The 25,012-nt window shown below is 27.2% G+C and carries 27 protein-coding genes; 7 read left to right on the forward strand and 20 right to left on the reverse strand.

From position 1 onward, the window contains the following. Positions 1 to 628: 628 nt before the first annotated feature. On the reverse strand, positions 629 to 778 hold the full coding sequence (locus JMO20_RS06890; protein ID WP_202708801.1) for a hypothetical protein: 150 nt from the start codon (positions 776 to 778) through the stop codon (positions 629 to 631). Between the two features lie 873 nt (positions 779 to 1,651). Here JMO20_RS06890 and JMO20_RS06900 point away from each other — a divergent pair. From JMO20_RS06900 to JMO20_RS06925, 6 genes are all read left to right on the forward strand, one after another. After that, on the forward strand, positions 1,652 to 1,987 hold the full coding sequence (locus tag JMO20_RS06900; RefSeq protein ID WP_202708803.1) for a helix-turn-helix domain-containing protein: 336 nt from the start codon (positions 1,652 to 1,654) through the stop codon (positions 1,985 to 1,987). Positions 1,988 to 2,085: 98 nt separating this feature from the next. Beyond that, positions 2,086 to 3,162 (forward strand): type I restriction endonuclease, encoded by a 1,077-nt coding sequence (locus JMO20_RS06905; RefSeq protein WP_202708804.1) that lies wholly within the window; start codon positions 2,086 to 2,088, stop codon positions 3,160 to 3,162. Between the two features lie 1,081 nt (positions 3,163 to 4,243). Further along, positions 4,244 to 4,849 (forward strand): hypothetical protein, encoded by a 606-nt coding sequence (locus JMO20_RS19830; RefSeq protein WP_207753452.1) that lies wholly within the window; start codon positions 4,244 to 4,246, stop codon positions 4,847 to 4,849. A 360-nt stretch (positions 4,850 to 5,209) separates the two neighbouring features. After that, positions 5,210 to 6,343, forward strand: a complete 1,134-nt coding sequence (locus JMO20_RS06915; RefSeq protein WP_202708806.1) for a DUF262 domain-containing protein — start codon at positions 5,210 to 5,212, stop codon at positions 6,341 to 6,343. Beyond that, positions 6,336 to 7,034 carry an MAE_28990/MAE_18760 family HEPN-like nuclease gene (locus tag JMO20_RS06920; RefSeq protein WP_202708807.1) on the forward strand — a complete coding sequence of 233 codons (699 nt, stop codon included), beginning with the start codon at positions 6,336 to 6,338 and terminating at the stop codon, positions 7,032 to 7,034. The genes JMO20_RS06915 and JMO20_RS06920 overlap by 8 nt, the downstream gene beginning before the upstream one ends. Positions 7,035 to 7,111: 77 nt before the next feature. After that, positions 7,112 to 8,611 carry an Eco57I restriction-modification methylase domain-containing protein gene (locus tag JMO20_RS06925; protein ID WP_202708808.1) on the forward strand — a complete coding sequence of 500 codons (1,500 nt, stop codon included), beginning with the start codon at positions 7,112 to 7,114 and terminating at the stop codon, positions 8,609 to 8,611. 170 nt (positions 8,612 to 8,781) lie between these two features. Here the strand turns inward: JMO20_RS06925 and JMO20_RS06930 are convergent, their stop codons facing one another. The 3 genes from JMO20_RS06930 to JMO20_RS06940 form a co-directional block, all read right to left on the reverse strand. Then, positions 8,782 to 9,129 (reverse strand): DUF1878 domain-containing protein, encoded by a 348-nt coding sequence (locus tag JMO20_RS06930; RefSeq protein ID WP_202708809.1) that lies wholly within the window; start codon positions 9,127 to 9,129, stop codon positions 8,782 to 8,784. A gap of 471 nt (positions 9,130 to 9,600) precedes the next feature. After that, positions 9,601 to 10,293, reverse strand: coding sequence for a tetratricopeptide repeat protein (locus tag JMO20_RS06935; protein ID WP_202708810.1), 693 nt, complete (start codon positions 10,291 to 10,293; stop codon positions 9,601 to 9,603). A 93-nt stretch (positions 10,294 to 10,386) separates the two neighbouring features. Continuing rightward, a complete protein-coding gene (locus JMO20_RS06940) occupies positions 10,387 to 10,644 on the reverse strand; it encodes a hypothetical protein (protein ID WP_202708811.1) in 258 nt (85 codons plus the stop codon). Positions 10,645 to 10,870: 226 nt separating this feature from the next. On the opposite strand from JMO20_RS06940, the gene JMO20_RS06945 reads away from it, so the two are divergent. Then, on the forward strand, positions 10,871 to 11,272 hold the full coding sequence (locus JMO20_RS06945; protein WP_202708812.1) for a M78 family metallopeptidase domain-containing protein: 402 nt from the start codon (positions 10,871 to 10,873) through the stop codon (positions 11,270 to 11,272). 67 nt (positions 11,273 to 11,339) lie between these two features. Here the strand turns inward: JMO20_RS06945 and JMO20_RS06950 are convergent, their stop codons facing one another. From JMO20_RS06950 to JMO20_RS07025, 16 genes are all read right to left on the reverse strand, one after another. Beyond that, positions 11,340 to 13,127 carry an ion channel gene (locus JMO20_RS06950; RefSeq protein WP_202708813.1) on the reverse strand — a complete coding sequence of 596 codons (1,788 nt, stop codon included), beginning with the start codon at positions 13,125 to 13,127 and terminating at the stop codon, positions 11,340 to 11,342. Positions 13,128 to 13,407: 280 nt separating this feature from the next. Continuing rightward, positions 13,408 to 14,685: an MFS transporter gene (locus JMO20_RS06955; protein ID WP_202708814.1), complete on the reverse strand. Its 1,278-nt coding sequence runs from the start codon at positions 14,683 to 14,685 to the stop codon at positions 13,408 to 13,410. Between the two features lie 102 nt (positions 14,686 to 14,787). Beyond that, a complete protein-coding gene (locus JMO20_RS06960; RefSeq protein ID WP_202708815.1) occupies positions 14,788 to 16,011 on the reverse strand; it encodes a MerR family transcriptional regulator in 1,224 nt (407 codons plus the stop codon). Positions 16,012 to 16,304: 293 nt separating this feature from the next. Beyond that, positions 16,305 to 16,637 carry a hypothetical protein gene (locus JMO20_RS06965; protein ID WP_202708816.1) on the reverse strand — a complete coding sequence of 111 codons (333 nt, stop codon included), beginning with the start codon at positions 16,635 to 16,637 and terminating at the stop codon, positions 16,305 to 16,307. Between the two features lie 116 nt (positions 16,638 to 16,753). Next, a complete protein-coding gene (locus JMO20_RS06970; RefSeq protein WP_202708817.1) occupies positions 16,754 to 17,674 on the reverse strand; it encodes an aminoglycoside phosphotransferase family protein in 921 nt (306 codons plus the stop codon). Positions 17,675 to 17,692: 18 nt separating this feature from the next. Further along, a complete protein-coding gene (locus JMO20_RS06975; protein WP_202708818.1) occupies positions 17,693 to 18,229 on the reverse strand; it encodes a DUF402 domain-containing protein in 537 nt (178 codons plus the stop codon). A 21-nt stretch (positions 18,230 to 18,250) separates the two neighbouring features. Then, positions 18,251 to 18,799, reverse strand: coding sequence for a hypothetical protein (locus JMO20_RS06980; protein WP_202708819.1), 549 nt, complete (start codon positions 18,797 to 18,799; stop codon positions 18,251 to 18,253). A 42-nt stretch (positions 18,800 to 18,841) separates the two neighbouring features. Beyond that, the gene (locus tag JMO20_RS20015; RefSeq protein WP_243414663.1) at positions 18,842 to 19,477 is read right to left on the reverse strand and encodes a hypothetical protein; all 636 of its coding nucleotides are present in this window, start codon (positions 19,475 to 19,477) and stop codon (positions 18,842 to 18,844) included. Positions 19,478 to 19,510: 33 nt separating this feature from the next. Then, a complete protein-coding gene (locus JMO20_RS06990) occupies positions 19,511 to 20,239 on the reverse strand; it encodes a hypothetical protein (RefSeq protein ID WP_202708820.1) in 729 nt (242 codons plus the stop codon). A 23-nt stretch (positions 20,240 to 20,262) separates the two neighbouring features. Beyond that, the gene (locus tag JMO20_RS06995; protein ID WP_202708821.1) at positions 20,263 to 20,535 is read right to left on the reverse strand and encodes a hypothetical protein; all 273 of its coding nucleotides are present in this window, start codon (positions 20,533 to 20,535) and stop codon (positions 20,263 to 20,265) included. A 45-nt stretch (positions 20,536 to 20,580) separates the two neighbouring features. After that, on the reverse strand, positions 20,581 to 21,135 hold the full coding sequence (locus JMO20_RS07000) for a GNAT family N-acetyltransferase (protein WP_202708822.1): 555 nt from the start codon (positions 21,133 to 21,135) through the stop codon (positions 20,581 to 20,583). A gap of 17 nt (positions 21,136 to 21,152) precedes the next feature. Continuing rightward, a complete protein-coding gene (gene fosB / locus JMO20_RS07005; protein WP_202708823.1) occupies positions 21,153 to 21,578 on the reverse strand; it encodes a metallothiol transferase FosB in 426 nt (141 codons plus the stop codon). Positions 21,579 to 21,755: 177 nt separating this feature from the next. Next, positions 21,756 to 22,118, reverse strand: coding sequence for a hypothetical protein (locus tag JMO20_RS07010; protein ID WP_202708824.1), 363 nt, complete (start codon positions 22,116 to 22,118; stop codon positions 21,756 to 21,758). Positions 22,119 to 22,131: 13 nt separating this feature from the next. Then, positions 22,132 to 22,938, reverse strand: coding sequence for a GNAT family N-acetyltransferase (locus tag JMO20_RS07015; protein ID WP_202708825.1), 807 nt, complete (start codon positions 22,936 to 22,938; stop codon positions 22,132 to 22,134). A gap of 211 nt (positions 22,939 to 23,149) precedes the next feature. After that, positions 23,150 to 23,908 (reverse strand): GNAT family N-acetyltransferase, encoded by a 759-nt coding sequence (locus tag JMO20_RS07020; protein WP_202708826.1) that lies wholly within the window; start codon positions 23,906 to 23,908, stop codon positions 23,150 to 23,152. 156 nt (positions 23,909 to 24,064) lie between these two features. Further along, on the reverse strand, positions 24,065 to 24,805 hold the full coding sequence (locus JMO20_RS07025) for a DUF4652 domain-containing protein (RefSeq protein ID WP_202708827.1): 741 nt from the start codon (positions 24,803 to 24,805) through the stop codon (positions 24,065 to 24,067). Positions 24,806 to 25,012 lie beyond the last annotated feature (207 nt).

The raw sequence follows: 25,012 nt of genomic DNA on the forward strand, positions 1-25,012 counted from the left end.
TCTTATTGTTCTAAATCTATTCCCGAGGAAATAGTTGAATTTCTAGCTTTTATAACATTTAATGACAGAAAATACTTTTTCAATTTCATTATACAATTCAAGCATACAAAAAGACTAGGAAAATTTCCCAGTCTTATTATTTATACTTTCATATTCAGTTCTTATATTGGAAGAATTCACTGATATATTAGTACCATCTATTCCATTTATCTCTAATTGAGTTTGTCATATTTATGTAGAGTGTTAAATTCATGTTATTTTTTTCTTACATTATATATATCGATAATTTGAGTGTTGGTTTAATGTTTATTGAATATGTGAAATTAAAATCATAAAGTAGAAGGACTTCTAAACAATTTACATTACAAATTTTACTTATAGTATTGTTCTCAACTCCAATTAGTTTAGTAGTTTATTTGAATAAATTGCTTTTATAAGAACATAATAATAATGTTGTAATATGGGAATAAGAGATATAATTTTATTTTCAATACTCCATTTCAAACAAAACTATTTTGATACTTTCATACTTTAACCTTTTTTAATGTTATTTACTTGTGCATTTCCAAATATTGCATAATGAACATGTGGGGCTAACTGCAAGGACTTTGTATAAGAAAGTGATACATCAATCTAGATTTTCCATCTTTTTTATGAAAGGATGATTTTTGATGTCAAATATCAACTTGTCACATGCACTACTTGCAGTAGCTATTGCCTCTCTAAGCAATTTATTAGAAGCAATTAGTTCTAGTATCAAAATCACTATTTTAAACAATAATACACTAAAACAATTAACAGCTGATTTCGTAGCACGTCTACTTATCTTATTAGTATTACTTATTATAATTAATCAGTTTGCACAACAGAATCCGCCCCGTAATTTATAGAATTATGGGGCAAGCCCCACATTTCTGTATTAACTTTATTCTTTGCTAATCATTTAATATTATCATCACACACTTTTTATCCATATCATTTGCTTTAGCAATGTCCATGTTATCAACCATTGCTTCAACAAGTTTAAAGTTGTTCAGATAATTTAACATCCTACCCAATATAGAATACTTCTCTAGTCTAGCTCCCAAAAGCTTACATATATTATCCTAAAGTTTTTATCCAAGGAACCTATGTTTGATTTTCTAGCTTATATACTTATGTTATTATAACCCATGATTCTCCAGTCATTCTCGCTTAAGTGAGGTTTCTGTCGATATTTGTTTTATTGGTTGATTAATTATTATTCAGTCTTAAATAATATGTAATGTAACAGTTAGTTACATTTTGTTTGAAAATCTCACCCATATCTTAATCAAGTCCTTCCGAGAACCTAAGAGCTAATCTAAAAAATGGGTTTCTTGTCCTATTTTGAGTCATAGTATAAAAAACACAAGATATACTTAATATTTCAAAAATCTGTTAATGCATCAAATTATAACTTTTTCTAATCTCAATTAATTTTTAAAACCTTCCTTTAATTATTAAATCTTTTGTATGTAATTCTTAATTACCTTTCTTGTTTTGTTGTTGTAGCAATTTTTATTGACATTATAAATGTATTTTTTTGATATTTGTAACTTTTTGTTTCATTTGTTACAATATGTGACAATTAATGATATCATATTAATTAGAATTATTTAGGAGGTTAACTATGGAATTTGGTGAGCGTATTTCCCAATTAAGAAAAGAAAAAAGCATGACACAAGAAGAATTATCTAAGTTACTAGGTGTCTCAAGGGGAGCTATTGGTATGTACGAAATTGATAAAAGAGATCCAGATACCAATACTCTAAAAAAAATATCTAATATATTTAATGTGTCCGTAGACTACCTTCTAGGAAAAAACAATGAAAGAAAAGGATTTTCTAAAGCATATCATACCCTTGATGTTGAGGGATTATCTGAGGAAGATATAAGGAAAGTTGAGGAATACATAGAGCTAATTAAAATGAAGTATAATTCTGATGGAAGTTTGAAGAAAAAATAATTTTTATATATACTCAAATTAATATCTTTGCTTATTTATATCGTTTGAAATTGAATTAAATATCAAAAATAAAATACAAAATACTAAGGGGGAGTAAAATGGATTTTATTGATGAACTAAAACAATTTTCAACTAAAGCAAAAAAACTTAAGGATCGCATTTCGACCGAGGAAGCAACTAAAACCTCACTCATTATGCCTTTCTTTCAACTACTAGGATATGATGTATTCGATCCTGATGAGTTTTTACCAGAATTTATTGCTGATGTAGGTCTTAAGAAAGGTGAAAAAGTAGACTATGCCATAATGAAGAATGATGAACCTTTAATATTAATTGAAGCAAAAACCTGTTCAGAGTTTTATTTACATAAGCATGGAAATCAGCTTTTCAGATATTTTGGTACTACAAAGGCAAAATTTGGTATTCTAACAAATGGTATTTCATACTTATTTTATACAGATTTAGATGAGCAAAACATTATGGATACAAAGCCATTTTTTGAATTTAATTTGCTTGAAATTAAAGAAAATAAAGTTAATGAATTAAAGAAATTTAAGAAAGAGAATTTAGATGTAGATACTATTATGAGTTCTGCTTCTGAATTAAAGTATACTGGTGAGATAAAAGAACTTATGACCAAATTATTGGACAACCCTACAGATGATTTTGTTCATTTTATACTTGGAGAAATATATTCTGGTAGAAGAACACAAAACATGATTGATAAATTTAGATATATTGTGAAAAAATCATTAAATGAATACATAAATGAATTAATGAATGAAAGAATTAAAAATGCAATTGAAAAGCAAAGTTCTTCTTCACAAGAGGATGAAGCCTCATCTGAAAATGATAATGATAATAACCAATCTGATGATAGTAATAAAATAGTTACCACAATCGAAGAATTAGAATCCTTCTTTATAATAAAAACAATATTGAAAGATTATATTGATCCTGAGAAAATAACTTATAAAGATACTCAATCATATTTTAGTATTCTACTTGAAAACAATACTTGGAAATGGATCTGTAGAGTTTACATTAAAGAAAGTATAAAGTACTTAACCATACCTGATGAAAATAAAAAAGAAATCAAATATGAAATAGATGATATACAAAATATATACAACCATAAAGATGATCTTATTGAAAGCTTAAGGAGATACATATAGTTATATCTCAGAATGAATCAAATAGGTTTCATATCTAAAAAAATAACGGCTTGAGTTTGATATTATACTATAAAAGACCACTTATTATGTGGTCTTTTATAGTATCCAATTTTTTCGACAAATTAATGCATTTTTTTACAAGGTTACGTTTAGAAATTCATTGTTTTTATCATAAATTCTAATTATACTTTTTGCTTATGTGTAAATAAAATTCATTTTGGGACATGCTGTCATATTATATAAATCACAAAATTAGTGAGAAATGACGAATGCTATACAGTGCTTAACTTTATTAATTAAAATATTATTTAAACCATCAAAAAAAAGGCTGGAGGCAACAATGATAGAAAATAGTTCAAACAAATTTATAAAATCTATATTAAAAATTATTAGAAGTTATTACTTTAGCTTTCCAGTAATAATCTATGTTTTAGGATTTATATATTCTCAATCATTAACAATGGCATTTGCTTACGATATTACTGGATTTACACTTATTCGAGTAAATTTTGACGGCTTATTACCCTTCTCCTTTAGTACCTATTTGATTATAGGCTCTAAATTATTTATGTATACATTACTACTAATTGTTTTAACTTACATAATAACTAGAATACTAAATTCTCTTGGAAATTTCTGCTTAAGAAATTCCGACTTTCGTAATTTTCTTTTTTCTGTTAGATTTCGTATTTCCTCCTTAAAAAGTCATAAGTATGCTTGGACTCTATTCAAATTAGTATGTTATGCACTGATAAGTTCTATCTTTGCTTTTCCTATAGTTACGCTGTTTGATTTGTTTTCTTTTGCTACAAGTATTGAATTTGATTCTAGTTTATATAAACTCTTTAGTGGATTTATACTCCCAAATATTGTAATATTTTCTCTAATGTATTACATATATATTTTGATTACTTATTTATTTAAAAACAACTTTTTTGATTCTGAGGATAAGCCATATATTTTTATTATTTTTGGTTTAGTTACAATTGTAACTTTGTATATTTTAATAACCATAAACTCTTTCTATTCTTTTTATTGTAAAGTGCAAAGTGTAACCAATGATGAATCTAAACTTCAAGTAATGAAAGTATATACTAGTGAAAATGATTATAGAGAATTACTAAAAATAGATATTACAGATAATTATGTTATTGGATATAATACCCATAAAAATAAAATTGATGTCATTCCAACTAATAGAATTTTTGAAATTGGCATATATAGTGTAGGTAATAATAAAGTATTTACTAAGTATGATAATAATAAAACACTTAAAGGACAAGTAAACAAAAATTATCTTGATTCTGAAAGAATCATTGAAAGCTTAGACATTTACTATAATATAAGACAAAAGAAAACTATAAAAAAAGAAGAAGTTAAAGAGTTGAAATCTCTCTTAGTGTATGATTTTTATGAAAAAAGATATAATCTTATGTCAGATAACATCTTGATTAAGAAATGGGAGCTATCAGATAATTTTAATAATTATTCAACAGATAAATTTATAGGTTATGATATGTCATTACCTATAAAAACTGATGATAATTACGAAGTATATGTAAAAGAATATTGGATAGATGAAGATATCTATTTAAAATATGCGTTTAGCGATGATAATTCTATTTGGAAGATTTCATCAATAGAAAAACTAAATGAAAACTTTGATTTTACCTCTTCTCAACAATAATGAACTAAAGACATAATATTTCATATTTTCAATAGCTATTTAGTTTAAATAAATTAGGATTTTATACATCCTAATTCTAGAGGTGCAAGTACACATATTAAAATAGATGTTTTGAAAAAATATATAGATTCATATACAAACGTTTCTAAGATCAATCCTTTCACTTGATTTATTAATATCCAATATCCATTTCAAATGATTAATATTATAGTGTATACTATAATTATGATTGAATATATGATTTTAATCAATTATTAGATTTGTGCAATCATATTATTATTTGTATAATATGTATATTCTAATTGGTTTACTTCATATAATGTATTCAAGTTATTATTTAGCTAAATAGGAGGTTATTATATGACAACGAATGAATTTAGTAATCTTAGAGATGAAATAGAATCAAAACGTGGAGAAATATATACACATCAGTTAACCATGTCAGTTGGTGAGTTGATTAATTTATATCAAGAGAGCGAGATAAATCTTGACCCTGCCTTTCAAAGATTGTTTAGATGGGACTCATTTCAAGAAACTAGCTTTATTGAATCCATTTTACTGGGATATCCTATTCCAGCTATTTTTGTACTCCAAAGAGATGATGGTGTTTGGGATGTAATAGATGGTGTACAAAGACTTTCAACTATATATCATTTTGCTGATATATTAAAAGACGAAAATGATGAAAAAATAACTCCACTACAACTTGAAAAGGCAAAAATACTTAAGCATCTTGAAGGTAAATACTACTATACTAGATATGGAGATAGCTTAGATACTGCAACTAAAATTGATTTCAAGAGATCTTCTCTACCTGTTATCATATTAAAACATGGGAGCGAAAAAAAATCAAAATTTGAGCTATTTAAACGCCTCAACACTGGAGGTTCTCACCTAAGCCCACAGGAGATTAGAAACGCTTTAATTCTTATGAGTGATGAAGATGTTTATAATTCAATGGATGCATATTGTAAGAAAGACAGCTTTATAACTATGATTAACATTCCTGATTCAAAGTCTGAGATAAGAATGGATATGGATATTCTAACAAGGTTTCTAGTTATGAGGAATTATGAAGATATTGATGATGTTCCTAACAGTGCAGATATTAATGAGTTCTTAGATGATGCAATTGAACAGATTATTACAAGAAAAAATTTCAATATTAACGAAGAATTAAATGCTTTTGATATTCTAATTAATTTTTTAAGTGATAGTATATCTGATGATTATGGCTTTAAAGTTTATGATAAAAGTACTAGTAGATTTAAAGGGGCATTTAATTGGTTTGTATTTGAAACTCTAATTTGGGGATGTACAGTCTTAAATAATCCAAATACTTTGCTTGAAAATAAAGCTTATTACATTGATAAAATTAAAAATTTAAATAGCATTGGTACTCATTTACAAAAAATTGGAAAATCCAATATAAAAGTAATTCAAAGACTTAAGGAAGCTAAAGAAGAAGCAAAAAAGGTTTTTACTAATGAATGATTCTTATAATAATAAAGTTGAATCATTTATCAATAAGCTCGATAATGAATTGATTTTAAGAAAAAAATATTTAGGATATTTGAATGAAATTTTACATGAACTTAAGTCTAATAATCATAAATTTACTTTTATTAGAACAACAGTGCCAGAATTATACGCTCATTATGAGGGTTTTTTGAAATTTAGTTTTTTAGAGTTGATTTCTTTTCTTAAAACTCTAGATTTATCAAATGATGATATAAATATAAACTATCTTATCTTCTGCTTACTCACAAAATTAGAAAATCACATAGTTACACAAGATGCTAAGGCTAGAAGAATACTTGATGTTTTTTATAATGTTTTTAATGCCAATGAAAGTTTCCTAAAGAATGCAGATATTGATAAATATATCTTAAATCATGATACTCTAAAATATACTTTAGAAATCCTGTCAATTGACCGAACTAACGCAACTTTTCAAATGGACAAGCTAGGAGTGCTTTATCAAAGGCGTAATGGGATTGCTCATGGAGAATTAAAAACTGGTAACGCTTTTTCTATTTCTAAAAACAGAGATATTACAGATGCTCAAGTTCAAACATCATATAATATATGGACTGAGGATTATAGATGTGTTGTAGAAACATTAGATATTATAAAGAATACGTTAATTGATTATATAATTGATAAAGAATATCTTAATACTTAAATCTAAAAAAAGCTATAGCTTTTTTTAGATTTATATAGTAAACTTTATATAAAATATTTATTTTTAGGAGATGCAGTATGAAAAAAAATGAGTTATTAGACATATTTAATAGATCTCAAGAAAATTATATTGAAAAAAAGAGCCGAAAACACTTAAAGTCAAATTCTCAATTTTTCACTCCCCCACATATATGCAAAAAAATGCTTGAAACTATTAATTGGGATTCATTTAAAGAACAAGATTCTATTAGTCTCTTAGAGCCAGCGGCTGGTTGTGGAATACTGATACTTGAAACAGTTTTCTATATTATTAAAAAAACAAACATTAATAAACTGTTTATTGATGTTTTTGAACTTGATTCTGAACTATTTAATATATTAAATGAGAATCTTAATCTATTAAAAATGTACTTTAAGAAGAATCACAATATAGAAATTATCATAAATCTATATAATGAGAATTTCATATTGTTTAATTCAGACAAATGGAAATGTGATAATAATTATTTGTTATATGATATTATAGTTTCTAACCCACCTTTCAAAAAAATTAATCAAAGCTCAGATGAAGCATTGCTTATGAAAGATTTAGTACACGGTCAACCTAATATATATACACTTTTCATTGCAATGAGCCTAAAGCTATTAAAAAAAGAAGGTGTATTTTCGGTTATTAGTCCAAGAAATTATTTAGTTGGAATATACTCAAAGAAAATTCGCAACTTTATCTTTAATAATTATTCTTTTTCACATATACATACTTTTGACAACAGAAATCTTTTTAAATTTGTAAACCAGGAAATTATTATATCTACATACGTTAATAAAAGGAATACAGAAATCCAAATTTCACGTAATGGCGATTCTGAGTTGAAAATTAATTTTAACAATATTATTTTTGATAAAAAAAACAACTCTATATTTGTTCCAAACGATAATAAAGACTTAATGTTAGTAAATAAGTTTTTGGATTTAGAATATACTTTAGATGATATAGATATTAAAGTGTCTGTTGGACCAATTGTACAATTCAGAAATCAGGAATATTTAAGGAAAAATATTTATTCAGGAGATTATGCTCCTTTACTCATTAATAACGATATAGTTAATAATAATGAAATTATTTATTTTTCTAGAAAAAACTCTAGAAAAACTCATAATAAATCAATTCATAAAAGTGCTAGATGTTTAATAAAAAATTCCAATTATTTAATCTTAAGAAAGGTTACTGCTAAAGATGATAAGAACATACTTATTTCTTCTGTTTTGAGTAAAGATTTTTTTCAACATGAACTTTTAGGTTTAGATAATAATCTTTTATATTTTCATAGGGTAACTAATGATAAATATTTATCATTGGATGAATGTTATGGTTTGTTTTGTATTATCAATTCTAAACAATTTCAAAGCTACTATTATCTAATAAACGGAACTCATACTATTAATGTCAGTGATTTTAAAAATATGAGATTTCCAAATTTAGATACAATCTCTTCAATTGGATGTAAGCTAAGGAATACTAAAAAGTATACAAAAGAACATTGTAGTGATATAGTAAGTGAAATATTAACTATATAAAGATATCCCCTAGTATATTTTAAATATTAGGGGATATACTTTTTTCCTAGTTTATTATAATTTCAATTATTTAAAATATGAATATTAAAGGTTTTGTATTAGACTTCACTTATCTCTCTATCAAAATATTCTAGTGATATTTAAATCAAATTAGATAATTTCTCTCAAAATCACTTATTTAAATAGCTTTGAAACTTAGGCATATCACCATATAATACAACAAAGACTTCTTCCCATCTTCCTTGTCCATGAAATTCTTGAGCAAGTCCTTCAACAAAATGATAATCTCCATGATGCTGTGGAACTATATTATAAATTTCTTGCTCAAAGCCACCATGATGAACACTTTCATTATTATCTATTTTTCTTCTATATTCATCCATCACGTCCATAATTGAACGATATTGTGGTTTAGTAACATTATATTCAAAAAGTAACCTATCTACTCCTGTATTATTAAATAGAAGTTCTTGACGGAATTCTATTAGGCTTAGTCGATCCTCGATTGTATTACACATAAATTCTCCTCCTTTTTTCTACTGCTCTTTTTAAACTACTACTAACACTCTTTTTTACTTATATGTTATGATAATTTCAAATCTGCTCGTCAGTCTTTCTCATATACTCACTAGTTATGTCAACATTTCACTCAAATCCTTTGTTTACTAAAAAATAATAAATTAGATATACTTTTGTATATTTTTTTCTCTAACCTATCTCAGTGATGTAAACTTACTTTGCATTTAACATATCATCACTTCATCTTAATCTAATTTATAAACATTATATAATGTTTATAAATTTACTAAATATTTTATTCTATTTTTTATCTCAAGAATATTTTCATATCTCACCTCCTCTTAGAGTAATCTATTTTACAAGATTGTTTATTAAATATTCATATTTATATACGCTTTACTACTAAATTTTTCATCTATCTCCCCAAATATGTTGAATAACAATTGCAATATAAATTGGTTTGAAATTTTTTAATGTTGTATTTTAGAACTGAGTAATTCAGGCTGTTCTCTTACATAAATATTTTTGATTTCTTTAATTTCTTCAGCATATTTCTTCTGAACATTTGGTAATTCATAATTATTTATTAAATTAAAAAATTCTTCTCTCTTGATGTGATCTTCATATGTTCTCAAGTTTTTCAATAGATTAAAAGCCCTATCAATATCGCCTACTTCATTTCTCATATCTAAAGCAACAATCAAATCTTTCTGGGCAAGTAAATTCAATTCATTTAAGTCTAGTGCTATTTCAAAATATTCAACTGCTTTAGAATAAAATTTACCTTTTAGCTTAATAAGTCCTAAATTTGAATATGAGTAAGATTTAAATACGTCTTCTTCTATATTTTCAATTGCTTTTTTGTAATACACCTCAGCTTCTCTTATATCTCTTGTACTTATTACAATGGCATAATGATTATAGATATCTCCTTTACGTGCGTTATCTACTACATTAGGTGTCTGTTCAATTAAAGATATTATTTCACTATACAACTCAATAGACCTTTTTATTGAAAGATAATCGCTCCTATTTCTTTCTGTTTCTGCTTTCATTTCTAACAAATCAATTCTAGTCTTTATAGAGTTTTCTAATGCTTCATTCTTAACTTTTTCCAAAATGTCATTCATCTTAACTAATTTATCTTCAAATTCATTATTCAAATCTTCTCTATCATTTTCTATTTTTTCTCTTAATTCTACAATACTAGCTTCTAAATCGCTTTTAATTCTAGTAATCTCTTTAGACTTTATATACTAAAATAATGAAAACGTGGTTATTACTACTGTTATATACACTGTCAATACAATAATAATATTATAAATTTTGTTAATAGCATTATCAGTAGCATTCATAATACTACTTATTACATTTGTCTGTAAACTTTCTATATTTAAACTATTAGTTTCCATTGTTGCTCCAATTTGAAGACTAGATAATAAAAAATAAATTATTATTGAAGTAAAAACTAGTAATGAAATAATAAAAAAAGTCTCTGATTTTATTTTTCTCAAAAGTCTCTCTCCCCTTCTTCTAATAAATGTGATAAGTCACAGAAATATAAGAAATCAATAAAATTATATCATTTTTATCCCTTTTCTACAATTATTTTACATATGAGCACAATTATCTATTTTATCATTATTTCTTCCTAACACATTTTTACTTGTCAATATATACTTGTTAAATAAGTAATATGATATGATAGAACGTACGTTTTCTATGTTAGGAGGATTATTTATGATTGCAACAAAAAAATTAGAAGAAATAATAGATAAGTGTGGTATTATACTGAAGTTTATTTATCTTCCAAATTCAGTTTTAGCTTACTACACCTTTGATAGTGACTACTACATAATACTTATTAATGAGTCAATAAGAAATAATGAAAGGTTGTGTAGGACAGTTCTAGCTGAGGAGATTGGACACTATAGAACTACTATAGGTGATATCACTCCAAGGAAATATATGAGTTATAGGGATAAGATTAATGTTGATAAGAAGGAGCTCCTTGATTTAAGGTGGGTTGCTGATTTTATAATACCTACTGATCAGCTTTTGTCTTTCATGAAAGCAACCCTGTTTGATCCTTCGAGGGGATTATCGATCATTTCTATATTACTAATGATTTGGTTAATTTGAAGTTTAAATTCATAGCCAATGAAAAAAGAATTGTGAACCATTTACCCTATCATAACTTAATAACCAATCACCTCAACAGCTTTCTCACAAAAGAAACTGTAAAATATGACATTAAGAAAATCCCTAGAAACCCTTCAAATATTGATAATAGTTTAGTTGGAGTATTTAATGGATGTATATCACCATAGCCAATAGTTAAGAAAGTAATTCCACTATAATAAAATGAGTTTATTAGATTCTTTATATTCCCTACTTCAATACTGAACAATTGATGTGTTATTCTTCTTGAATTGTCACTACCTAAAATATTAATTTCATTTAAAGCTCCGACGTTAAATTCAAAAAATGGTATAAAAGTAAATAATACTGCAAAGGCACATACTACAATTAACATTGTAATGAAAACATTTCTGGGTTTTGTCCCAAATCCACCTATTTTATAAAATATAAGCCACTTCAAAAAATATCTCATTGATTCAATAGGTCTAATAAGGTAAAGCTTATTTAGAGCAATTAAATACTTAATATAATCTAAAATGTGACTACGAGCTTGATTATTTAATTTGTTCTTGTAAAAATTAACCCTTTGATTCAGGCTATTCTTATAATTAATCAATTTTATTTTTCTCTTAGAAGCTCTCTTTGGCGTTTCAATTTCATCATATAATCTTGATTTAATTTCACACTTCCTATATTCAAGATATGATTCATCTTCATCGTCATATTGTCCTAAATTACTAAAATTTTCTTTAAGCATTCTAAATTGTTCAGCCTTTTCCATGAAAGTCGTACTCTTATCTTGTTTATAAATTAATTTTTTAACATTATTCTTGTACCAATCAAGTCTAATTTGACCTAATATTATTGTATTCAATATGTCAATTCTCTTGATATCTACCGGGATATACTTAGTTGGGTTTAAATTTAATACATTTTCTATTCTGCATTCTATTATTTCCAAGAATCTGCAATATGCAAACTGCATATTTACGTAATCATAGAAGTGATTATCCTTAAATGTAATATTACTACTTTCTGCATATGATTGCCTAAAAGAAATTTCTCCTTTTCCAAATATTGATCTAGTAAAATCAATACTCATATGTTGAATTTTATCTTTCCTGCTTGGCATAAAGGTTGTACAACTGAAATCTAAATCACCGTTTCCAAATTCAGCACCTTTAAAGCTTACACTCTGACCCCCAAAACTAGCTCTATTAAAACTTATATTTCCTGTTTTAAATTTAACATTATTAAAATAGGAAGACCCTCTAAAATCTGCAAATTTGAAACTCACATCTCCATTACTAAAATGTGCCTCTCTGAAATCAATACATTTATTATAAAACTTCACATTTTCAAAATTAATATTTCCAGTACCAAAATTAGTGTTCCTAAAGTCTACTTGTCTAGCTATAAACTCCGAGTCTTTAAAACTAATATTCCCATCTCCAAACTTACAGTTTCTAAAATCTATTGTCCTATTTTTAAAAATGGCATTGTCAAAAGCTATACGCTTGTTTTCTTTTAAATTAAAGAATGCAGAAAATGCAGTAAATCCGATTATAGGGATTTTTCTATCTTTTGAATTGCATATTTTATTAATGTCTATCTCACCTAATGAAAAGTCTTCTATGTAACAGTAATCTAAATTTACAGTTTTACCCTCATAAATAGACCTATAAATATCTTCTTTCCTAACAATATCCAATTCTAAGATTTCATCATTTCCATCTTCATATACAAACTGAAAAACAGCAGTCCCTTGACTTGGCAATCTATTATGTGCACTATTTCTCTTAATTCTCGTTATATCTAAGCTACTTCTTTTAGTCTTTATAAGCTTATACATCATTACCAATCACTCCATTTTCATGATATCTGATAGCATTCCAAGTCAAAGATTCCTTAAATGCAACATTCCTTAAATATTATACCATATATCCCATATTTTACATATTGCTGGAATGGTTGAGCTTAGTTTTGTAAGTCTAAATTCCATTGCTATTTAAAATGATCACCTTTTAATTATGTCATTAATTGTACTTATCAAAAAAGTTAAAAGACTAGGGTTCCCCCTAGCCAATAAACTACCAAGTTGTATATATAGCCTATTTAATGTATCTAAATAATTTTTAAGAAATTTCACTTTTTCTTTCTATTTGACCTTCAATTCTACCTGTTAACCAACCTCTCAGCCAGAATACTGTTCCTATAAATAGTACCCCGCCTCCAACTAATGGTAGTAGATATGCCTCTATATGTTCAAGTAATAATCCTGATAAGATCAATGCCATGGGAGCAATAATTTTAGCTCCACCCATACCTATACTTAGGACCCGCCCTCTAAGATTACTTGGTATCTTTATCTGCATAAAGTATATAATAGGAATATCTATAAAAGAAACAATTAATCCAAATAACAGATTACAAATTGCATAATATATAAGATAAATATATTCAACAAAGATGCCTGATTGTATTATTAAGGGTATACCAATCATAAGAATAATCGTAGCTAATCCCAAGGTCATTATCTTCAATAATCTATCGTAGTCCATCTTTTTCATAATATATTTTATAATTGTAGCTCCTAATATCATTCCTATGGGAAAAAAGCTTTTAACAATTCCATAAGTGCTTGAACTCAATTTTAATACTTGATTTATGATATAGGGTAAAGGTACAGTTATACAAAGGCTTATAAAAAAGTTTATTGCTATCAACAAACTAACTATTGCTATCACATCTTTTCGACTTAAGATATAATTAATTCCCACTTTAAAATCTCGAAAGAAGCCAAGATTTTCTTCTTCTCCATCTATTCCTGTTTTATTAAGGTTAAAATCAATCATGCTTTCAAAAATAACAGATATTAGAAAGGAAACTCCATTAAACAGAATAAATAGATCAATACTTATAAAAGCAAAAACCATCCCCCCTATAGCTGGACCTGCTATAGAAGCTAAAGATTCAATTATTGTTGTAACTGAATTTATTTTTAATAGTTTGCTATCAGTTACAATGTTAGGCTTTGCAGTGTTAAATGTAATACCAAATATGGTCGTTAATCCTGAAGTTAAAAATGTACTTATATAAATGGTTGCAAATGTTAAACTATTATATTTGCTAACTATAAATAGAATAATAAACATTAATCCATTTAATAAATCCATAATTATAACAATTCTTTTTTTGTTAAATCTGTCTGATACTACACCTGCAATTGGATTGAAAATAATAACTGCAATAACATTTAACATAAGTGTTGTTGCAAAGCTCATACCTGATTCTGTTATTTTTAAAACATAGAGTCCTATAACAAAAGTATAAATAGCAGACCCTAATATTGATATTAGCATTCCAATCGAAAAAAAAGATAGATTCAAATTTTCTCTCTTAGAAATCAACATAAGTATCACCCCTATCTAATACTTATGTTAACCTATAGACTTAACCCAATGTCAACAACATAAAGTGATCAATTTCTTAACCTTATTTAATAAAAGGTTGGGTTAACCCAACCTTTTACCATGATATTGATAAGTATAAACAACCTCACCATCAACAAAATAATTTTCAAACAGACCACCTTTTTCTATATAGTCTGAAATATTTTCTTGTAAGCACTTATATCCCAGTCCACTTAGTTTATTTTTCACATTATTCAAGAGAAAATTTTTTCTATGCGAATCCTCTATTAAGCTATTTGATGCAAAGTTCTTAAAAAGTATGTAACTTCCAATTAAATCAGCTTGGTCTTTTACATATTTGTTTATATCTTCTAATAAAAATTCAGTATGAGCAAAGGAATAATTACTTGTTCCTGAATAATCAATGAGTAAATCTATAGTTTTTTCTTGAATGGGTATTTCTTTAAAATCTGAGCATATAAAGAGTATATTCTTCTTGTTATCTGATCTTTCAAGAATGTTTTTTAAAAGTCTATGTTTATTGATATCATGATCTATTGCTATGTATAAACAATCATCAGGTAGTAAATGGTATATATTCCTAAGTAAAAAGCCTACCCCAGACCCTAACTCTAGGACAGTTTTGTTATCTAATTCTTGAAAAGCAGTACTTCTTTTTAGCCAATCAATCCCTTTATAAATATTTTCAAGATAATTACCATCTGTTGAACTAATATATTTTGTAATAAAATTATGGTTGTAATGACTCTTATCTTCAATTTTATCTTTTGATATCATCACTATCCCATCTTGAATTAAATACTCTTCACCACATTTACAAGAAAGTAGACCATTCAGAATTTGGTTATCTATTATATCACCTTTTTTTATTATTAAGGAAGATTTACAATTCAAACATTTTAATTTAGACAATGTATCTAAGGAAACACCTATGGTAAACTTTTTCTTATTATTACATTCATCAAGCTCTTTGAGTTTACTTTTTATTTTTACTTTTGTTAATTCAAGTTTTTTTATTTCCTCAACTACACACTGATACTTGTTTTCAAAAAGCATCTTATAATATTCATCTTTTTGATAAATAGTCATGTTCCCTAGAGAATTAAACATAAAGATTGTCTTAATTTCACTTAGTTTAAATCCCATCTCTTTTAATAAAAACACTTCATTAATACTTTCTTGACACTGAATATCAAAAGAATACTGACCATTTACCTTATCTGGAAGTAACAAATCTAAATCCATATAATGTCTTATAGTATCTATACTCACCTGATTTTTTTTAGCAAACTCTCCAATTCTCATAATTCCTCCTAATGTATATATATCGTGAAGTGACCATTTTCTTCAAAAGGTTATTCTTGAATATAATGCTAGTAAACCTAAGTCTGTCGTTCCTTATTGGGTATAAATTCCTCTACGCTAATCCCTCGAATATCCTATCATCTTTCTTTTCATTAACTAGTCATATAATAATGAAAAAAAATAAATTATTGCTGGGGAAATAGTCAGATTTCAACTCCTTGTAACAAATAATTACATAAATTAATGTCAAAAGAAATACTTACTTAGTGAAAAATTGACTTTATAATTTATACTTAATATAGCTTATTACTCTTATAACCATTATAGGCATTATATAATCCAAATATTAATATTATATACGACACTAATCCTAACAAAATTGTCGGTATGCTAATAAATTGTAGAACATAACCAAGTTTAAGTGCATAAGCTGTATTCCTCATAATATAGGGTATAAAAAAGTAGTTCTTAATAAAATCTAATACTACTATAATAATTCTTAGACTAAAAAACCATATCCCATACTTATAAATATTTCCTTCCTTAATTTTTAAAGCACAGATTACTAATCCAATCATAAATACAAAAACTGAAAAAGTAATATGTATTATATTAATTAAATTCATTTGAAATGATTCTCCTTTCCCTAATCCAAACTCATTTTTATACCTCTGATAATTTAAGATTACCTAATAAAATTCAACATTTGAAGAAATAGCATATTTACAAATTCAATATATTTTTATAATTTAATAAGGTAATTATATACAAACTCACAATTCTCAATATCTTTCTTCAATAGTAATTCGTCTGGTGCTGCTTCTTCAAATGTCCAACAAATACTTAAAGCATATAATACAAATAAGGCAATGGTAATAGTTTTCTTAGTCTCATTAAATTTCGTACTAAAAATATTTATCATATCATCTAGGATTTCTTTTTTATTTTCTTCTTCTGAAATATCTAAATGATTGGTCATAAATCTAGCAGATTCAAAATATGGTGGTCCTAAAACTCCATGGGGGTCTATTGCCTTCCAATTACCATTTTCATCTTGTAGTATATTCCAGTGATGTAAGTCACCGTGTAATAAAGCTACTTGACTATCATTAGATTCAACCTCTTTAAAAAACTTTTCTGCTTCATCAATAAAATGTATCATCTTACTACCAACTTTGTTCTCTGTTCTGGCCTTTTTAAATGCCCTATTGATCCATTGACTATATGTCGGAAATCCATCCTTAGCATCAGTAAATAAAGGTACCTTAGCAATCAATTCAGCTGCAATAGTGATTTGTTCTCTATGATTTTTTAAAGATGTTAAACATTTACCGGGTACTATCCGTTCTAAAAGTAAAGCCCCAATATCCATATCCAAAGCATAGCATTTACATACACACTCTTCATTAAATAGAGATAGAGCTTTCATTTCTGTATATTTTTCAGGATGTGGTCCTTCTAATTTAAGCACCACATCTCCATATTTCTTCGATTTAGCAAAATATATAAGATTTATAGATAAGTCTTCAACTATTTTAAAGTCGTATAATTGCCACTTTCCCTTACATATATCAATAATTTTAGGTAATTGCAAAATCCATTCTTCCCCATTTTCATCAAAACGCCTTATAGATTTAGTCTTAAATTCCTCAGTTATCAGCATATTAAAATCTCACCTTTCTTAAGAAGTCATCATAAGTTTTAAGTAAGTCTCTCTAGAATTAATAACATAATTACTATTGTTATTGATTTGATCTATTAACTTTCTAGCTTCTTTATATGCTAAATTATATTCACCATCGGTTATTTCTCCATTCTCAAGAGCTTCCTCCAATTCATCCTCATCCAGTAAAAAAACTTCTCCATTTGCCAGTACAACAACATCTAAGAATAAGTCGTCGAAATATAATTTGCCATCTTCATTAACACCATGTTCTTTGATTATATCAAAATACCATTGAATTAAATTATACTCATGATCATACATTGCGATAACTGCATAATTATAATCAACTGGTAAATACTTAACCCAAATATAACCATCATTAGCCAATTGTAAAGTACTACCTTCAAATTTTACGATTAGTGGCTCCTCTATTTTATCTATATATAATATGGAAACATAGCCCTTGAATTCATTATTTTCTATATATTTTTGTTTATATCTTCTTTTAATTAGACGTTCCCAGTCAGAGCTATCGACTAACTTCCTCTTCATACTTATCACTTCTTTCTTTTTTTACTCTTCATAATCCAAATATCCTAATTCCCTTTCTGACTCTCTCATTAGTAGTAGCATCAATATATACATTACAAAAGAATATATAATTATAACAATAAATAGAATTGCTACCAATCCAGGTACAACAAATCCTAATAAAATTATCAAGTTATTAATTAGATATAACATCCATCTTGTCATAGCCTTTTTTGAAAGTTCTATCTTTTCTTGTTGTTGGGCTAATTCAGAAATACCATTACATATTTTGTAAACCATTATTAAGTTAATTACAGTGACTGCTATACCTATTACTAACATTAATGGTGGGCCATAGGTTATATTGACACCGCCTGCATTATTCTGAGGTTGAAATATATCAAGAATTGACAGAAATATAAGAGGTAATGCTAAGTTCTTTGCTGTGCTAAAATTTTGATTCTTATTCATAAGTGTCTTAAGACCTATAAATATAAATATATATCCTACAAAATCTGGTAATATATCGAATCCGTTGAATCTAAAATCAAACATAAAGAGAAATCCCCAAAATAATTTATTAAATCCCATAATACTACCTCCTAAAACATTTAAATTATACTTACTTAAGCACTAATCTATTTTAGTTCCTCCCCACTCTATCACGGTAAATCCAGAGCGTTCAAAGGGCTTTAACTCCTGAGTCTTGATTTCTGTATACTTGTCTAGTGGCTTAAAAACCATAAAAACTCTCTGTATACTATCTGGTTTTGGTTTAATAGTAAGATTAGCTAAATCAGCGTATTCATTTCCTGCAAAATGAATTAAATTATAGTTATTACCTTTCATCAATGGCAACCAATATACGATAAATTCATTGTATTCCTTTGGACTTAATCCCAAATAAGCTAACTTTTCCTGTAGAAACTCAGCTGTGTTTTCACCTTTAACTACAAACCCTTCATTTATATCCCAATTGTTCTCATACTCTCCTTCCCAGAATAAATAGCTATATTCTTTTCCATCTTGTAGATTAGTAAGAGAACCATCTGGATTTGCTAATACATTCCATTCATCATTATATGTTGGATATGTCACAAGCAAATCACCATCGAATTCTAATTTAACCTGGACCTCTGTCTTTTCCTCAGGATATAAATAAATTACAGGCTTACTTCCTAAACAGGGTACTCCCCCTTCACATTTTCCAATCCCTATTACTATAACAACTAAAATCAACACTATAACAATTAACTTTGATTTCTTCAATTTACCTTCCCCCCAATTTTATATGCAATTATCTCAATTATATATCGGTTCTAAAAATGATACCCTTCTCTTACCAATCGTGAAATGCTTTATTCTATTATAACCTTTATGCTTTATGATTTCTTTTTTATCAGTGATTATGGTCATAATAGAATCAGGTTTTAGATTTAAAAGCATACTATTGAGAAATTGTTCTAGACTATTCCCTTCATCCCCTGACCACTCTACTAGATTCCCATAAGGAATATCAGTCATAATTAGATCTACAGAATTAGATATGCCTTTATTATTTAGTGCATCTTTTTTAAAGCATTCGACAGTTGTACTTTTATCTAAGCCTCCTAACATTTCTTTTAGCCTTATTCCACTATTCAACGCTTTTTTATGGGAACTCTTTCCAAATTCCTCTATGTATCCTTTAATTTCTTCAATACGATTTTCCATACCTTCTTCTGTTAAAAGTGATAAGTTGCGAGCCGCTAAACTAATCATTTCCTCATTAATATCAGATGCCATTATCTTTGAAAAACTTTTCCCGTAAAGAAATCCTAATGTTGTTAGTAAGTAAGCTCCACCACAGCAAGGATCATATATAGTAATCTTTCCATTATTCCCTTTTTCTTCTAAATGATTTTTGCTCCTTAAAAATATTTCACTTGCCAATCTAACAGGAAAAGAAGTTGCTCCTTTTCGGTTATACAGCACATGTCCACTAGCAAAGTCTTCATAGTTCTTACGTTCTTTCTCAAAAATGTATTTCATAAAATCATCCTCTGTAATTATATTTATAGTAATCCTTTAATGGCTTCAAAGATATATTGAATTAAGAAAAACTCCAAGACTGTAATCACTATGCATAGAAATATAAATCCTCCAGCTTTCATTTCCGACATTCTATCCTGCCAATATTTACCCCTAAATAAAGAGAATAAATCTGGCGTGAAGATATATCCTAATGATTCCTTAAAGTCTTCAATATCATAGAAAAAACCTTTAAATATAAATTTGTATATTGGTATATTAATTATTAATAGTATTCCTATTATAGCAACATTCACGTCTACTCTCCCTCCTTTTCAATTAAAAACAAAGAATACTTCTATCTAAATTTTATTATGATAATCTTCTCTTAATAAACCATATTCTACTCTATCTTTATATTCTCCATCATGCCATACGTGTTTCCCATATTCTGCTTCTTTTACCATATTACACTTTTTCATAATTTTTTCTGAATTACAGTTTTCTTTTATACACCCAGTAACTATTTTATGTACATTACATTCTCTAAAGGCGTAATCAATAACTTTTATTGCAGCTTCAGTAACGAAACCCTTTCCCCAATGCTCCTTAAGGATAAAATAACCTAAATTGACCACTTTGCCCAAAGGACTATCCTCAATTACGGTAAAGCCAATTTCACCAACATATTCTTGACTATCCCTCAATATAATTCCGAAGAAATATTTTTCTCTATTAGCTATTTTGGATTCTAATATTGCTGTTTCTAGGTTTTGCTTTGAATCTTCAAAGCTATTAGACTTTATATCTTGTAGATAATACATTATAGTGCTATCAGATAGCAACTTATGTAAGCCTTCTATATCTGTGGGAATATGATCCCTTATTAATAATCGCTCACTTTCTATCTTTATCATATATGTCCTCCTAATTACTATGTAGAATAGAATTTTAAATCCTTTCTGTACTTTTTATAGAATTCAATTCTATCTTTCCTTGATTTTGTATGTAGTTCAAATAAATGTCCATCTAAATCCCTAAAATATATTGATTTTCCTTCTTCTATATGCCTTTGTCTACCTTCAACTATGTCCACATTGAAAGACTTTAGTTTAGTGAGAATGTGGTCATACTCTTTATTGTCTATGGAAAAACTAATGTGAGTATATGAGTCATAAATTTCATTCCTACTTACATTTTTTTCTACGTTTAATGCAATCCATAGTCCATTAATATCAAAATATGCAAGTTTGTTACCTTTAACTAGTATTTTAGCTTCAAAAACGTCTTGATAAAACTTTATTGATTTTTCAAGATTAGATACTGAAAAAGTTATATGATTAATACCATTTAATTTCACTTAAAACCCTCCAAAGTTTATAAAAAAGTACTGACCCTAATTAGGTAAATAAATTATATACTTATAAATTAAATAAGATATAGCCTGATATAAAATCCCTATGCTCAATTTTCTAAAATAATAAATTTTCTTATCTACATGCATAGATAATCCTAAAAAAATTTTCAAAAATTAAGACTAAACAATAAATTTGAAAAAAATATATATCCAAAAGGCAATCAATAATAAATACACAAATCTATATTCTTTCTCCTTTACTTCTTCGACTTTATACAAATACGACTTTTTCAAAGTTAAAAAGTATCTAAAGTAAAAGCCATACTTACCCATAAAGCCATTTATAATAAGAGCTCCTAGCATATGTACCCAATATATTATTAATGCTACTTCTATATAATTAGGATACTTCAGATCAATAAAAAACAGTCCAATAACTATTGGAAGCCCCAGAGAAAGATATATAATTTCAAATATACCTATTGCTATTTCTTTTTTTATATCTTTAAATATATCCTCTTGTAATCGTTTAAGTATCTGCATAACTCCCCCCTAGTTATATAACAGTCTTAGTCACCATATTAATTTGGCCCCTTTCATCCTTACATTGGAATCCAAACTTCTCATATAATTTGATTGCATTATGGTTTTCTGCATCACAAGCTAGAAAACTTCTTTTTGCCCCGTTCTTCTTTCCAAATTTCATCGCATAATTAATCAGTTTATATCCAATTCCCTGGGATTGATGTTTAGGATGTACAGCCAATTCTCTTATCCATAAAACTGTACCTTTTTCACTATCAAAACCATATAGCCTAATACAGCAAACCCCTACAATCTCTCCAGAAATTTCTCCAACAAAAATCCATGAATTTTCTGATTCATTCCAATCCTTTATCCACTGATTACTTTCTCCACAAAAGCCTCTAGAGTATCCTTCACATGCTCTAGTTATTTCCCCAGAAATATTATATTCTTCTTTTTCTATCTTTCTTATTGATAGGGATTTATCATCCCTTGTAGTGAGATTTATTAAATCATTATTCCAAAAATCTATGTACTCACTTTCAATTTCAAATCCAAGTTTTTCAAGATCAATAACAAAATTCTCAGGTACAAACTCTGTATAAATCTTTTTATCTGACTTTTCTTTTAAAACTCCAATCACTTGCTGTAATCCACTTAAAAAGTCTGCTTTTGACTCAGCTGCCCAGTCTAAATGAATCTTTTCATCACTATATCTGGCAATAAATAAATCATCTTCATTATTTAAAATCACTTCAGCATCGGACATATCTTCAATATCTACATATGCTAGAGTATTAAATTTGTAGTTTCTTGCTTTATTAATGATATTTTTCATCCTATATCCCCCATTTTTAACATTCATTAATTCATATCATATAAAATTATATTATCAGATAAACCCGTATAAATTTTAAAAATTCAATTTCCCCTCTTTAGTCTTCATATTAGTTTTAAAGTTCTTCTCAAAGAATTTTTCTCAAATCATTTATCATTTCCAAACAGAAATAAGCAATAAATGTCACACTCTTCAACTTACACTATTAATCTTAATATTGATTCATTATAGATGATACAACAATTTCTTCTGACATCACTTTAAAGCCTATTCCCTTAGCTAAATTTATTGAAGCTACATTAGTAGAATCAACCCAGTAAATAGGAATTACATTATTTCTAAAGCACCATTTAACTGCATCTAGAGTTACCTGTTTGCCATATCCTCTTCTTCTATACTTAGGAGAAGTCCACACTGCTAAGTTTCCACCATCAAAATCTATATCAGAAACTTTACACCAGCAAGTTATTTTTCCATCATCTAGAATAGTATATTGCCTTCCGTCTTCTACCTCTGTCTTTTTTCTTCTCCATATTCTATCCTTTTCTATTCTATCTTTATCTTTAATATTATCCATTAATATTTCCTTAGTAAGCTGAATAGCTAAAGAACTGGGTATATCAATCATTTCATCTTTATTTACAGTGAGCCTATACATTTTTCTAATTTGATGTTTTTTTAACTTATTCTCAAAAAAACTTTGTAAAAAGGGCTTCAATTTATTAACCCCTTCTAGTTTATTCTCTTTGTATTTTAATATATGCTTTTTAAAGCCATTGTAATATTTAGGTGAGATAGAAAAAATTTGTTTGCCATCTATCTCGGTAATTATTAGATGTTGAAAATGACTACCTGAAATTGGCTCATTCCTCTGATTACAGCTAAATATAATGTTCCCTTTACTTAAATCCAGAATGTTAATTCCTAAATATTTACAATAATAATCTATATACTCTTGTCTCTCATCCAATATTTAAGCTCCTTTATACTCAATTAGTTTATTGCATTGTAAATACTCATATCCTATTGCTTTAATTACAATATCTAAAAGATTATAATTGTTTCATGGTTTCTCTATTATTCTATCTAATTTAGCAACATGGTTTTCTTAATCTATAGTGAAATTTCATCTATTATTATTTGACATATCTAGAATTTCATCTCTATTATATACTTCTGTATAGCTTGACAATTGAGAGCCATTTTGAAATTTTGTATATTCGATAGTAACTTTGTCTCCTTCAACTATAATATCACTAATTTGATCATACCCTTCAGGCTTAATTGTCAGTAAAAATTCTTCATCATTAACATTATGCAAATATAGGTCTCCACCTACAGTTCTTGTACCATAAGCATATTTGATTATAACCAAAAGATTATTATCGTCCAACCAAGCTAACTTGCTAGGAGTATATTCATGATCAAAATCAATTTCTTTCTTAATAATTACTTTATTTGTTCTTTGTATTACATCATAAAGATATACATCCCCAATTGTTTCCCATAGCACCATGTCTATATATGCTACCTTCTTCCTATATGGAGATACTGCAGGTACCGAAGGCTTTTTATCACAAATTACTGCTTCTCCTTCAGATAACTGTACTGATATTTCACTTTTCCCACCCAACTCATCACTTTTATATAAGAGTGTACTTCCATCTGCAAGTTCATATTTGTTTTTTATCTTAAGTGGATATTCATCATCATTCTTAGACTCATCTTCTTTCTTTTTCGGTTTTACTGTCTCTTTTTCTTCAACTGTAGTTTGTTTAACATTTGTACTAACTGTAACTCTTGTGCATCCAGTAATTATTGTCATTATGATTATCAATACCATGACCTTAGCAAAATTCTTACTCATATAATCACTTCCCCCAGTTTTTTATTAGAATAGTCCATTTACTGTATAAAGAAAATCATATATTTGATCTTGAGGAAATTGCATATTTACAAATTCAATATAGTTTTGCACGATTTCATCCCAGTTGCGACTTATTTAGTTACTTTTTTCTTAAATTAAAAAGAAAAGCGGTTGAATATTGGAGTCACAAGGATATAATTTTACATA

The organism is Sporosalibacterium faouarense (assembly GCF_016765695.1).
In the GTDB taxonomy this organism is placed as follows: domain Bacteria; phylum Bacillota; class Clostridia; order Tissierellales; family VENL01; genus Sporosalibacterium; species Sporosalibacterium faouarense.